This is a genomic window from Flavobacterium psychraquaticum (genome assembly GCF_034497725.1).
Classification (GTDB): Bacteria; Bacteroidota; Bacteroidia; order Flavobacteriales; family Flavobacteriaceae; genus Flavobacterium; species Flavobacterium psychraquaticum.
Map to the genome: position 1 here is coordinate 24583 of NZ_JAXKVR010000022.1, position 14295 is coordinate 38877.

The following is a 14295-nucleotide window of genomic DNA, read 5'->3' on the forward strand; positions in this document are numbered from 1 at the left end:
ATGGCAATAAAAGAAACAATTCAAGAAATAGATGAATTAGTAGCAGATGTAATCAAAACTGGTTTTGTTTATAATCTTACTTATTTAGTACCTAAAAGAGATGACAGTCAATTAACTTATGAAAGTGGAGCTGAAAAGAAAGGAAAAAGCATAAATACTTGCGTTTTATATGTAGACATTAGAAATTCAGTACAGCTAACAATAGATCATCCAAAAGTAATGGGTAAAGTATATACTGCTTTTACAAAAGCGGTATTAAAAGCTGCTAGATATCATAATGGTCACATTAGAAATATAATTGGTGATAGGGTAATGATTGTTTTTCCATCAGCTAATTGTTTTACAAATGCGGTAGATTGTGCTATTTCTATTAACCATATTGCTGAATTCATAATAAATCCAAAATTCAACATAGACTTTAAATGCGGTATTGGTATAGATTATGGCGAAATGAAAGTAATTAAAGTAGGAATTGAAAGAAAAGGAATTGAGAACAACGAAAATAAAGGTTTGGTTTGGAGTGGTAAACCAGCAAATATCGCTTCAAGGCTAACCGATAATGCAAATAAATCTATAACAGAAACTTTTTTCGAGGTGAAACGAAATCCTTTAAATCCTCTTTACAGTTATAGAGGTCTAGGATCAATAGGAGGTAATTTTCCTTGGACACCAATTCCAAACAAAGAGCCACAATATTTAACCACAATAGAAACGGTAAATATGTCAAGTGAAGAATTTGCTAATTCAATACACAACTTCTCACCTGGTGAATTATATATGACTGGTGGAAAATTTATAAGTTTTACAAAAAAAGATGAAAAATATGATTACCCTCCTATTTTAATGACTGAGGCAGTATTTAACGGATATAAAAGTGCAAATCCTTTTAGTAATGATATAAAAGAAAACCATTGGAAAATACAAAAACATCAAATAAAAAATGTTGCAACTAGAATATATGGAGGTAAAACAATATGGACACTATAAACTAAAAAAACAAATGGCAAAACTAGAACACGAAGAACAATTAAATTCAATATTCGCTAACGTAAACGAATGGTTGAAATTTGCTGAAGCTAAAAACTTTGGCTTACTAACTTTAAACGCAGCAATAGTCTTTGGTTTAACTCAAATCGAATTTTGCGAAAATAGTCTATATCAAAAAATTATTTTTATAGTTTTTGGAATATTTGCATTTTTTTCATTTTTATTTTCATTAATATCTGTCTTTCCAAATGTTTCAAAAATTGGAAAAAATGAATTTTCAAAAGCGTTTATAAATAAATTTAGCAATTGGATTGACAAAGAAGAGGTATTTGAAAACATACATTTTTATGGTTTTTTAAGAACAATTGATAAAAGTGAATTTGAGACTAAATTTTTATCAAAAGTAAATAGTAATGTATCGTTTACAGTATTTGAAAAAGAGATAGTAGAACAAATACTTTTTAATTCAAGAATATCATGGCTCAAATATCAACTATTCAAAATTGCAGCATTTATTTTCTTAATGGGAATTATTGCAACAATTGTAATTCTATCTATAGCTTCAATTTATTTAATTTTTAATTAAAAACATGAGCACGGTTATAAACTACTCTGAACACAACGATTCTCAAAAACCAGCCATCAATTTGCTAAATAAATTGGGGTGGTCTTATATTACTCCTGATGAAACCATAAAGCAACGCTGTGGTATACTCTCTAATGTAATATTAGAAGACATTCTAGCAGAACGTTTGAATGCAATAAATTCATTTGAGTATAAAGATCGAGAATATCCGTTTTCAAATTCCAATATTCAATCGGCAATCAACGTCCTAAAAAACATTCCGGAGGAAAGTTTAGTAAAAACCAATGAAAACATCCACGATTTGCTAACTTTAGGTAAAAGCTTCAACGAAACCATTCAAGGAGATCGTAAAGCCTATACGATGAAATACATTGACTGGGAAAACCCAGAAAACAATGCTTACCATATTACAGATGAATTTGTGATAGAAGGCATCAAAGAAAAAAGAAGACCCGATATAGTACTTTTTATCAATGGTATTCCTTTTATTGTTATTGAGAACAAACGTAGAGACAAAAATGCTTCATTAACTGAAGCTATTTCTCAACATATTAGAAATCAAAAAAGAGAAGAAGGTATTCCAAAACTATATTATTATGCCAAATTGTTATTGGCGGTACAACCAAATGAAGTTAAATATGGTGCTGTAGGAACTCCTGAAAAATTTTGGGCAGTTTGGAAAGAAGAAAATGAAAAAGAAGTTCAAAAGATTATAAATTCTACAAAAAATGGAATAAAAAAAGAAGACCGTGAAGCTACTCTTCAAGACAAATCTCTTCTAAGCCTGTGTAGTATTGAAAGGATATTAGAATTTGTATACAAATACCTCGTCTATGATGGTCCAAATATTAAAGTGCCTCGATATCAACAATATTTTGCAGTTCAAAATACAATTGATAGGGTAAAAGAAATTGATACAAATAATAAACGTAAAGGTGGTGTAATTTGGCATACAACTGGTAGTGGAAAGTCGTTAACCATGGTAATGATATCAAAAGCTTTAGTATTAGACAAAGAAATTCCTTCACCAAGAATTATTGTGGTTACTGACAGAATCGACCTTGATAATCAAATTTATAAAACTTTTAGAAATTGTGGGAAATCTGTTGAAAAAGCAAAAAGTGGTAGTGATTTAATTGAATTACTTCAAGATAAAGGAAATGAAATTATAACTACAATAATCGATAAATTTCAAACAGCTACAAAGAATACATCCTTTATTGACAACTCTGAAAATATTTTTGTTTTAGTTGATGAAAGTCATCGTAGTCAATATGGTACTGCACATATTAATATGAAACGTGTTTTACCTAATGCATGTTACATCGGTTTTACTGGAACTCCATTAATGAAAAATGAGAAAAGTACCGCAAGAAAATTTGGTGGTTTTATCCATAAGTACACTATTGATCAAGCGGTAAAAGATGGAGCAGTTTTACCTTTATTGTATGAAGGTCGTTCGGCTCAATTAAGAGTAAATAAACAACAAATAGACAAGGGATTTCAACGTTTATCAAGTAACTTAAATGAAGAAGCCCAAAAAGATTTAAAAAAGAAATTCGCTAGCATTAGTCGAATTTACGAAAGCGAACAAGTAGTAAACGAAATCGCTTATGATATATCTAAACATTATACTCAAAACTGGCAAGGAGGAGTTTTTAAAGCACAATTAGCAGTACCTCGTATTGAAACTGCTATCCGATATCAAAAATATTTTGAAGAGCAAACTGATCCAGAATTAAAGATAAATACAGCTGTAGTTTTCACTCCGCCAGATAGCCGCCAGGATTATGAAGATGTATGGAAAGAAACTACAAATGAAGCAAAAAAATATTGGGCTTCATTGATGGAAAAATATAATGGTCAGGATGAATACGAAAGATACATCATAAACAAATTTCAAGACGAAGGAACAGAAGTTGAATTAATAATCGTAGTAAGTAAATTACTTACAGGGTTTGATGCGCCAAGAAATACAATTTTGTATCTAGCTAAGCCATTACATTCTCATAACTTATTACAAGCAATTGCTAGAGTAAATAGATTATTCAGTGGTAAAGAGCATGGTCATATTATTGATTATGTGGGTATCTTGGGAAAATTAGACGAAGCCTTAACTTCATATGCTGCTTTCGAAGATTTTGATGAAGAAGATTTGACAAATACAATTGTTGATGTTTCTGATGAAATCAGAAAAGTACCAGTTCACCATGCCAACGTATGGGATTGTTTTAAAGAAGTTTACAATAAAAAGGATATAGAAGCATTAGAAAGACATTTAGCACAAAAAGATTTAAGAGACGATTTTTATGAAGCATTAAGTCAATTTGCAAGAACGTTACAAACAGCATTAGCTTCAAATGAATTTTATATTGAGTTTTCTGAAGAACAAATTGAATTTTACAAGCAAGAATTAAAAATGTTTGTAAAGCTCCGTGTTTCATTACAAAACAGATATGCCGAAGTTGTATCCTATAAAGAATACGAACCAAGAGTAAAAAAACTATTGGACACCTATGTTCAAGCTGACGATGTTATTGTAATAACTAAAGAATTGAACATTTTCGATAAGCAAATGGTAAACGAAGCCATTGAAGAATATGGAAAAACACCTGCTTCAAAAGCTGATTTCATTGCACACAAAATGAAAAAAGTGATAACGGAAAACATGGAGAAAGATGAAGCTTTCTACAAAAAATTTTCACAGTTATTAGAAGATGCAATAAAATCATTTCAAGAAAATAGAATATCAGAAGCTGAATATTTAAAAGCAATATTAAACATAAGAGATCAATTTGAAAAAGGATATTTGGAAGATATTCCGCAAACATTACTTAATAAACCAGAGGCTAGAGCATTCTTTGGTGTTTTAAGCGAAGTATTTGAAAATAGTTTTGGAAAAGAAATTGCAATTCAACAAAAAGACGTTTTAGCCAATATTGGAATCGATATTTCTAAAATCATTGAAAAATTAATTATTAGAGACTGGAAAAAAAATATTGATGTGATTAAAGAGATGGAAAATGAAGTTGAAGATTACCTTATGGCACATCGTAAATCTTTAGGAGTAGATATTACCTTCGATGATTTAGATATAATATTAGATAAATGTTTAAAAGTAGCTAAAAATAATTTTTAAGATGCCTCAAATTCAATACGGAACAAAACATATTACATTTTCTGTTGCTGAAAAGAAAAGGAAAAGTATTGCTATAGAGGTTCATCCAGATACTTCTGTTCAGATAAAAGCTCCTTTTGATTGCTCTATAGATGACATCAAAAAAATAGTTTCAAAGCGTTCACGTTGGATAATTACTCAACAAAAATTCTTTGAGCAATTTCTTCCTGAAACTCCAAAAAGAGAATATGTAATTGGTGAAACACACAAATATTTAGGGCGCAAATACATTTTAAAAATTGAGAAATCAGATGAGAATAAAGTCAATATTAAGGGAAGTTTCATTGTAGTAAAAACTCAAAATGATAGTTCTGAAAATGTTAAACATTTATTGACAGAGTGGTACTATAAAAGAGCTTCAAAAATCTTTGAAAAAGTATATAATGACGCGTTGAATAAATTCAACAAATACAAAATCCAAAAACCAGAAATGCAAATTAAGCGCATGAAAAAGCGTTGGGGCAGTTATACTTCTTCAGGGAATATAACAATCAATCCTGAATTAATAAAAGCGTCTTCAGGTTGTATTGAATATGTATTTATTCATGAATTGTGTCATTTAATTGAAAGAAACCATTCAAAAAAGTTTTACTATCTATTGGAACAAATAGCTCCGGATTGGAAACATTGGAAATTAAAATTAGAGAAAATGTAAATTATGAAAAAAATTAATGCAACTCCTTCTGATTTAGCAACTGTTGTTTTTAATAGATTTAAAAACTTAAAAAATCAGTCAAATAAACCAAGTGAGCAAATTTTAGTTAATTTATTTGAAAGTCTATTTTTCGCTAGTTTAAAAACCGAAGAAAGCAACTTTACAAAAGTTACAGTAACACTTATTAATTCCGAAAATCCAGATCCCAAACCACCAAAAAGAAAAGTAAAACATAGATGGAGTATAATTAAGTTTGAAGAACAAATTGAATTTAATGTTCAAAATATAGTTAAATTGTCTAAAGCAGCAGACCCATGGAGTTCTTCATTAGCTGTTGATTTTGATAAAAAAGGAAATCTATTTATTTGGGGGTTAATAGACCAATCAATTCATTATCAAAATTATTTACATCATGAATCTGAAACTGGTCCAGAACAACCTGGATTATTCCAAACATCAATTACAAATATTGGTTCATTACTTGTTATTATCGATTATGAATTAATTGCATCTCTAAAACAAAATACTTTAATCAGTAAGTATATTGAAGTATTCAAGTTTGGGATTGTTTCCGAAATAATCAAATCTCATTCTCAAAAGCTTATTGAAGACATTGATTACAAACTAAAGGATTTAGATAGTTTCGATAATCAAACATGGAAAAATCAAATTAATAATCTTTGGTCTCAAACCATTTCTAGAATTCTAATTAGAATTCAAAATTATCATCATGGTGGATCATTTATAATCAGTAATGCTGAAAATAATAATTTAGACATTAAGCATAGAATTCAATATGATAGATTATACAAAGCATTGAAAAACAAAATTGTATATTCAATTGAAAATAGTACAATTTCAGATTTAATTTATGAAAATTATCTAGATGTTGAAAATGAAAACGATATTCCACTAGATTTATATTTAGATGAATCTATATCAAATGATAACAAAAGAGATAGCAGTGATGAATTAAAAGGAGCAATAAGATTTGTAGCTTCTCTAAGTTGTATAGATGGATTAGTTGTTTTAGATGACAAACTCAAAGTTAATGGTTTCGGTGCAGTAGTTAAAAATTTTAATTTACCTGAGTGGGTTTATATATCAAAAACGGCAAGGTTTAGTGTTAGAAATTTAGAACCAGTAAAACCAAATCATTTTGGAACAAGACATCGTGCTATTTTCTCTCATTGTTGGGAAAATGTTGGAAGCATAGGGTTTGTTATTTCTCAGGATGGTGACATAAGGACAATAACAAGAATCGAAAATAAATTGATAATGTGGGAAAATATAAGAGTTCATCACATGAATAAAAGTCATAAACTAAAAAGGATACTTTTAAATAAAAGAAACTAAAAAGTTATTTTTTGTTAAAACCATTCATTTTATGAACTTCTCTTAGGTAACAAAAAAAATAATAAAAAAATATGGATCAAAACTCAGAAAAAATAAAAATTCTAATTGACTATTGTTTCCAAAACGATGAGGAAAATTATAATCTAATCAATATAACCAATTTTGATTATTATTTAGAGACTGGGTTAATAAAACAAATTGAAAGCGATTCTAAAAAATTCATTTTAAATTTTGAATCTAACTTTTTAAATGAGGAGTTTTTAAAAAATATAGAGTTAGAACTTAATAAAAAACTACCGTCTCAATTAGAATTAGCTTTAAGCTATGTTGATGAATTTGAAAAACACTTAACAGAAAATTACAAAGTTATCGATACAAATATCAATCTTACTAATTATAAGATCCTATTCAAACCTTTTGTAATTAACAAGTTTCAATACGATTCTATTGAAGAATATTATACTTCTTTGTTGAAAAATAAGAAAATTGATAGAAATAAAAAGAATGACTTTATTGAAATATTTTTTAAGTACCTAGAAGTTTATAATTCTAATGAGGAAGCTATTTTAAATTCTTGTTCTAAATATTATAAAAGCGAAAAATATCCATCAAATTATATATTTAATATTCTAAGTAACATAGCCAAAACGAATCATTTCGTTGCAAAAAAATTAGTGGACTATATATTTTACAAAAAAGAAAATGATTACGAAAACTTTTTACCAGTTCTATTAATAAATCTTTTTAATACCAATTATACAGAAGCATTTGATATTGCTATTAGCAAAATTAAAAGTAATCCCATTATAGCTTTTAAAGCACTATGCGGTTTTAACTATAAAGATGCCAATCAAATAAATCAAATATTTATTGAATTGCAACAACTTGAAGTTAATAGTGTTGATCATGCAAAATTAAAAAGTCAATTACTATGTAATATTATAACTAACGATAATACTGATGTAGCTTTAAAGGAAAAATCTTTTAAAGAAGTGGTAGAACTTCTTAAATCTGAAAATCATGATTTCTCACATTCGACTTTTACTAATGTACAATATGGATTGAAGGATTTTGAAAATGAAAAATATTATTTATTGAACATTTATTTGAATAACACTAAAAATTTTCTCGTATTAAGAGATTTTTTTTATGATTTCAAAAATCCTATATTTTTATATCGTCTTTTAATTAGTAATTACGATATCGCTGGTTTTCGCGGTTCAATTGATATCTTCGAAAATGCTATTAATCATTTCTATGATGTTAGTAGAGAGCAATTTGAAGATGAATTATTAAATTTATTTAGTTATAGGCAATATTCACTTTTAGCCTTGAAAATTATATTATCTAATCGTTCCATTTCATTTAATATAGATTTAAACAGACTAGACAAGCAAGCACAAATTAATGCAATAGATAGCATTTGTATTTTTCCTCATTCAATAGATGATTTGATACCAATGTTATTAAAAATCAGAAATTCAAAGATTGAAGAAAGTAAAGAACATTTAAATAGAAAATTATCAGAACTAATTTTTGAAGTGTATCATGAATCTCTTTTAGAATTAATTAAAAATAACATTACTGAAAGTAAAAGTGACAAGATGTTTATTGAACCATTGCAAAAAGCACTTGATGATTATAATAAAATAAAAACACTAAAAAAAAATATAAAGGATTTAGATCCTACAGAAAACGAAAGAAATTTAATGGAATTATACTATCGACTAGAGCATGAAAATCAAGCTCAAATGATGAAAAATGTAAATAACAATAGTAATTCTTTTTTAAGCATGACTAAAACAATGGTAATTGTTAGAGGACGAGCATTTAAATCAGAGGATTCAGAAGAGGTTACTCCACTTGGTTTTTTTGAATCAAGCATAATGATTGATAACCGTGCATACAAGAACCCAAATAACTTTGAACAAAACCTAGAAAATTTCTAAATAATGGACCTAAAATATATTACAGTAAAGGGATATTTAGAATCCCTAACTGAAAAAAATGAACTTAATAGAATATTTCCTATTCTTTTAGAATCGATGGGATATGTAATTTTATCAAAACCTACAGAATATATAGGATTACCTGAATATGGTAAAGATATAGTTGCTGTTGGAGTTGATGATGATGGAAAAAAAAAACGTTTTTATTTTGAATTAAAAGGAGGAAATGATAAAAATATAACAGATAGTAATTTCTATGGAAAAGATGGAATCCAAGATTCAATAACACAAGCTAGCTATAATAAATATGTATCTGCATTTCCTCAATTTGATAAATTGCCTTTAAAAATTATTATAGTACATAATGGGATTATTAGTGGAAGTGTTCAAGCAACTTATGAATCATTTATTATTGCTACACAAAAGAATTTAAAAAATATAGTCTTTGATCGTTGGGATATTTCACGATTAACAATTCTTTTTTCAGAAAAATTATTTGGTCAATTTTTACTAGTAGATCCGCATACTACAAGATTATTTAATAGAGTATTAGTTAATTTAAATATTACTGATGGTGTTTCAAAAGATTACTTTGAGTTATTAGATAGTATTATTTTTAAAGAAACATGGGTTAAAAGTAAAACGTTATCTCGTAAATGGCAGCTTGTATTTGAGACTTTTAAGCTAATTGGATTCATTATTTATACAGAATCTAAAGGTTATAATAATTTAGAAATAGCAAAAAGATATCTAACACATTTAGTATTGAGATTTTGGTATTGGATTCTTAAAAATAAATTAGAGAATGATAAAAAAATTACAACATACTTTGATCAAGTATTTAATTTATATTACAAAGTTTTATTAGAATATTTTGAGAGAACAATTCCAATTGCAAATTTAAAAGATGGTTTATATAGCGAACATGGGGGTAGATATGAACAAGTTGGTTATACAATGAGGACTTTTGAATATTTGGAATACCTTAGTTTTTTCTTAAATGTAAATAGATATTTTAACGGTAAAAAAAATGATAACAACATACATAGTAGGATTGTTCATTTAATTAACAATAACAATGTATGTAGCAGACCATTAATTGATATTCATTCAATTACAATTATAAGTGTATTAAATTTATTTATTGAATTTGGAGAAATAAATAATGCTAGAAGTTATTTAAATTTAGTTTTAAATCAAATACAAATGACAAAAAGTAAGTTTGATTATTTACCAGATGCTAATAATAATGTGCAAAATGTTATTAAACTAATAGTAACCTCTATTAAACCGGTTTATTATTCTGACACAACTTCACCACTTCTGACTGTGCTATTAGAATATTTAATTATTCTTGATATGGAAGAGGAATACAAAATTGTTTCTGAGTTTATTAGAGATAAAAAAATAGATTTAGGCGTTTTTGTTCCACATCATAGCAAAAACTCTACCTCTTTACATTTAATAAATGATAAGGATAATGATTTAGAAGAACAATTGTTCTCAAAATCAGTTCATGATGGATACCAATCAGAAACTCGACTAACAAAATTGTTTGATAAAGAGCTTGTTTTTTCTGAATTTAAAGAAAGGTTACTTAATAAGAAAACAGAATTTGAATATGACTACAGAACAAAAAATGCAGGATACTCATATTTATTAGACTTGGCACATATTTATTATCAGACCCCTTTCTTTCCAGATAAATGGAGATTTCATATTAACTAGTTTGATAATTTTTTACGAATTTTTATATAGAAAAATACATAGGCATACATTAACGGTAGTAAATTAATGATATTAAGAATTACTTTTAAATAGACTATGTAGAACGGCAACAAAAACGGCAACCAAATATAAAAAACCCTGTAAAATAAGTGCTTTACAGGGTTTTCTGTGGAGTCGCCGAGAATCGAACTCGGGTCCAAACAAGCAATCGAAGAGCTTTCTACACGCTTAGTTTTCTCTTGAATTTTCGATCAAAAGCAAGGCTGAAAACCGCCACTTTTAACTTAGCTCTACCGGTTCAATACGGATTTAAAGCATTACCGTATCTAGGTTTACTTTTACGGTTCTCCAAATCCAACCGCCATAAACCAAGGCTTTTGTGGAGAATCCAGCTTTCCTATCTAATAGGAACTTGGCAAATCTTACTATAATTCAGATTAAGCAGCTAAAGCGTAATTATTTTCGCCGTTTATAGGTTTGTACGTTTGGATTTACGAGCTAAACATACAACGCTCGACGTGCTTACTAAACAATTCCACTCGCTGTCAAAACCAGTCGACCCCAAATAAAAAAGTTAATTTCAATAGTTACCCATCAAAATGTGAGCCAAAAGTACTATGAATAATTGAAATAAAAAAACGTTTGCAAAAACTCTTGCAAAAAGTTATATTTGTAACATAACTAGAAGGTTTAGTTATAATAAAAGATAGTGAATATGAAATTTGGAATCATCAAAGAACGTAAAACGCCACCAGACAGAAGAGTTGTTTTTACTCCGGAAGAGTTAAAACGATTGAAAACGGAACATCCTGAAGCAGAAATTAAAGTTGAAACATCTGATATTAGAGTATATGATGACAAACAATATATCGCTTGTGGAATTGAAGTTGCTGCTGATATGACGGATTGTGACGTGCTTTTTGGCGTAAAAGAAGTGCCAATTGCTGCTTTGATTCCCAATAAAAAATATTTTTTCTTTTCGCATACGATTAAAAAACAACCCTACAATAGGGATTTACTACGTACAATTTTAGAAAAAAATATCGAATTGTATGATCACGAAACTATCGTAGATGCTACTAATAAACGACTTATCGGTTTTGGAAGATATGCCGGAATCGTTGGTGCATACAACGGAATTAGAGGTTTTGGAATTAAATACGATTTGTTCGCTTTGCCCAAAGCAGAAACTTTAAAAACAAAAGAGGATTTAATCACACGTTTATTGCGTCAAACTTTACCAAATATTAAAATTGTCTTGACCGGACACGGAAAAGTAGGAATGGGTGCTAAAGAAATTTTAGATGGAATGAAAATTAAGCAAATTTCGATTGAAGATTACTTGACAAAAAAATATTCAGAGCCAGTTTACACACAAATTGACACATTAGATTATAACAAACGCAAAGACGGAAAAGAATCTTCCAAGCAAGATTTTTATCAAAATCCACAAGAATATATTTCTGATTTTGAAAGATTTACAAAAGTGTCTGACGTTTTCATGGCCGGACATTTTCACGGAAACGGATCGCCAGATATATTGACAAATGAAATGCTACGTGCACACGATAATAAAATTCAGGTAGTCGCTGATATTTCTTGCGATGTGGCAGGTCCGATCGCTTGTACAACTAAAGCTTCAACAATTGCTGATCCTTTCTTCGGCTACTTGCCAAGTGAACACAAAGAAGTTTCTTATACACATCCAGCTTCAATTATGGTGATGTCAGTTGATAATTTACCATGTGAACTACCAAGAGATGCCAGCGAAGGTTTTGGGGAAGCTTTTATGGAGCACGTAATTCCTGCTTTTTTCAATAATGACAAAGACGGAATCTTAGCGAGAGCCAAAATGACAGAAAACGGAAAATTGACACCTCGTTTTGCTTATTTGCAAGATTTTGTAGATGGAAAATAAATCCAATAAATAGAATTCTAATCCCGGTGTATATCGGGATTTTTTATGCTTTAGAACAAATGAATTACTTTAAGATGTAAAATTATTTTAATTCTAATTTTCTAAAAGCCCGAATAAATGTATATTTAGCAATTAATTTAAGGGATTTTCATTTAAGCAACCACTAATCTATTGAATATGAACGCAAGCCCAATCAAAACTAATTATCCAGCTTTATACACATTAATCACCGTGTTTTTCTTTTGGGGATTTATCGCTGCAGGAAACAGTATTTTTATTCCATTTTGTAAAAGCTATTTTTCATTAGACCAATTTCAATCACAATTGGTTGATTTTGCATTTTACACCGCATATTATGTTGGTGCTTTGTTATTATTTGCATTGGGTGATTTGTCGGGAAAAGACATAGTAGGAAAATGGGGCTACAAGAAAAGTATCGTTTATGGCTTATTGTTTTCAGCATTAGGAGCAGGAGCAATGATTTTAGCAGTTGAAGCAAGTGTTTACACCGGAATGTTAGTCGGATTGTTCATAGTAGCCTTAGGGTTTTCATTGCAACAAACAGCTGCAAATCCGTTTGCGATATTATTAGGTGATCCAAAAACAGGAGCCAGTAGAGTAAATCTTGGAGGAGGAATTAACTCGTTTGGAACTACAATCGGACCAATAGTGGTGGCATTGGCATTATTTGGGACTGCTGAATCTATTTCAGATGAGCAAATAAAAGCCTTAGAATTAAGTAAAGTCGTGTTGTTATATATTTGTGTTGGCTTATTGTTTGTCGCCGCTGCAGGTTTGTTTTACTTTTCTAAAAAAGTACCAAGTGGTGTGGAAAACGAACCGATGGAAAAAGCTAGTAAAGCTTTGAGAACATTGGTGGTAATGACGGTTTTGTTAGCTGTAATGTTTACACCTGTTTTCCAAAGTTATAAAAGTGATGCGGCTTTAAATATTGAAAAATTAGAAACGGAAATCACAAAATTAGAAAAATCTAATAAGTTAACAGAAAACTCGTCAGTTGATTTTGATAAAACAATTGCAAATAAATATGATCAAATAAAAGCATTAAAAGAACCTTTGGAAAAAAGTCGAATGTATTGGCTTTCTGGAGCTTTAGTGGTGGTTGTTGGAGGATTGCTATTCTCATATACTTCGGCAAGAAAAAAAGCAGAAGGCTGGGGAGCAATGCAATATCCGCAATTGGTATTGGGAATGTTAGCGATTTTTACATATGTAGGAGTCGAGGTTGCCATAGGAAGTAATTTAGGTGAATTATTGAAATTGGATGAATTCGGAGGTTTGCAATCTTCTGAAATTGCTCCTTATATTTCGATGTACTGGGGAAGTTTGATGATTGGCCGTTGGGCCGGAGCCATCAGTGTTTTTAATTTACAAGGAATGAAAAAAACAATTGCTTTAATAATCGTTCCATTAATTGCTTTTGGAGTAATTCTAGGTGTAAATATTATATCGGGTAAAGATATGACGCCTTTGTATTATTATGTTGTTTGTGTAATTGTTCAAATTATAGCGTTTTTCTTTAGTAAAGATAAACCTGCAAGAACCTTGATTATATTCGGAGCTTTTGGTGTTACTGCGATGTTAATTGGCTTATTTACAACGGGAACAACAGCGATTTATGCCTTTTTAGCTGGTGGATTAGCTTGTAGTATTATGTGGCCTTCTATTTTTAGTTTATCTATCATTGGTTTAGGGAAATATACTTCACAAGGTTCGGCTTTCTTGGTAATGATGATTCTTGGTGGAGGAATTATTCCACCAATTCAAGGGAAATTATCAGATATTATTGGAATTCATCAATCGTATATTATTGCGGTAGTTTGTTTTGCTTATTTAACGCTTTTTGCTGTTTTAGTAAAAGGAATTTTAAAGAAACAAAATATCGATGTAGACGCGATAGAAGCATAAAAAATTTAA

General features: G+C 29.3%; 9 protein-coding genes and 1 other RNA gene. 9 read left to right on the plus strand and 1 reads right to left on the minus strand.

Translation table 11 applies throughout. The features are described 5' to 3' along the window. From T1L09_RS02310 to T1L09_RS02340, 7 genes are all read left to right on the plus strand, one after another. A complete protein-coding gene (locus T1L09_RS02310; RefSeq protein ID WP_322549325.1) occupies positions 1–987 on the plus strand; it encodes an adenylate/guanylate cyclase domain-containing protein in 987 nt (328 codons plus the stop codon). A 13-nt stretch (positions 988–1000) separates the two neighbouring features. Continuing rightward, positions 1001–1573: a Pycsar system effector family protein gene (locus T1L09_RS02315; RefSeq protein WP_322549326.1), complete on the plus strand. Its 573-nt coding sequence runs from the start codon at positions 1001–1003 to the stop codon at positions 1571–1573. A gap of 4 nt (positions 1574–1577) precedes the next feature. Next, entirely contained in the window at positions 1578–4712 is a 3135-nt protein-coding gene (locus tag T1L09_RS02320) for a type I restriction endonuclease subunit R (RefSeq protein ID WP_322549327.1), read from the plus strand. A gap of 1 nt (position 4713) precedes the next feature. Next, positions 4714–5406, plus strand: a complete 693-nt coding sequence (locus T1L09_RS02325) for a M48 family metallopeptidase (RefSeq protein ID WP_322549328.1) — start codon at positions 4714–4716, stop codon at positions 5404–5406. 3 nt (positions 5407–5409) lie between these two features. Further along, positions 5410–6762 (plus strand): putative sensor domain DACNV-containing protein, encoded by a 1353-nt coding sequence (locus T1L09_RS02330; RefSeq protein WP_322549329.1) that lies wholly within the window; start codon positions 5410–5412, stop codon positions 6760–6762. Positions 6763–6833: 71 nt separating this feature from the next. After that, positions 6834–8711 (plus strand): hypothetical protein, encoded by a 1878-nt coding sequence (locus T1L09_RS02335; protein ID WP_322549330.1) that lies wholly within the window; start codon positions 6834–6836, stop codon positions 8709–8711. A 3-nt stretch (positions 8712–8714) separates the two neighbouring features. Then, complete coding sequence (locus T1L09_RS02340; protein WP_322549332.1) at positions 8715–10439, plus strand: hypothetical protein; 1725 nt, start codon at positions 8715–8717, stop codon at positions 10437–10439. A gap of 166 nt (positions 10440–10605) precedes the next feature. Here T1L09_RS02340 and ssrA read toward each other — a convergent pair. Further along, positions 10606–11002: a transfer-messenger RNA gene (gene ssrA, locus T1L09_RS02345) on the minus strand. 152 nt (positions 11003–11154) lie between these two features. On the opposite strand from ssrA, the gene T1L09_RS02350 reads away from it, so the two are divergent. Both T1L09_RS02350 and T1L09_RS02355 read left to right on the plus strand, forming a co-directional pair. Beyond that, entirely contained in the window at positions 11155–12357 is a 1203-nt protein-coding gene (locus tag T1L09_RS02350) for an NAD(P)-dependent oxidoreductase (RefSeq protein WP_322549333.1), read from the plus strand. Between the two features lie 177 nt (positions 12358–12534). Continuing rightward, a complete protein-coding gene (locus tag T1L09_RS02355) occupies positions 12535–14286 on the plus strand; it encodes an MFS transporter (RefSeq protein ID WP_322549334.1) in 1752 nt (583 codons plus the stop codon). Positions 14287–14295: the final 9 nt, after the last annotated feature.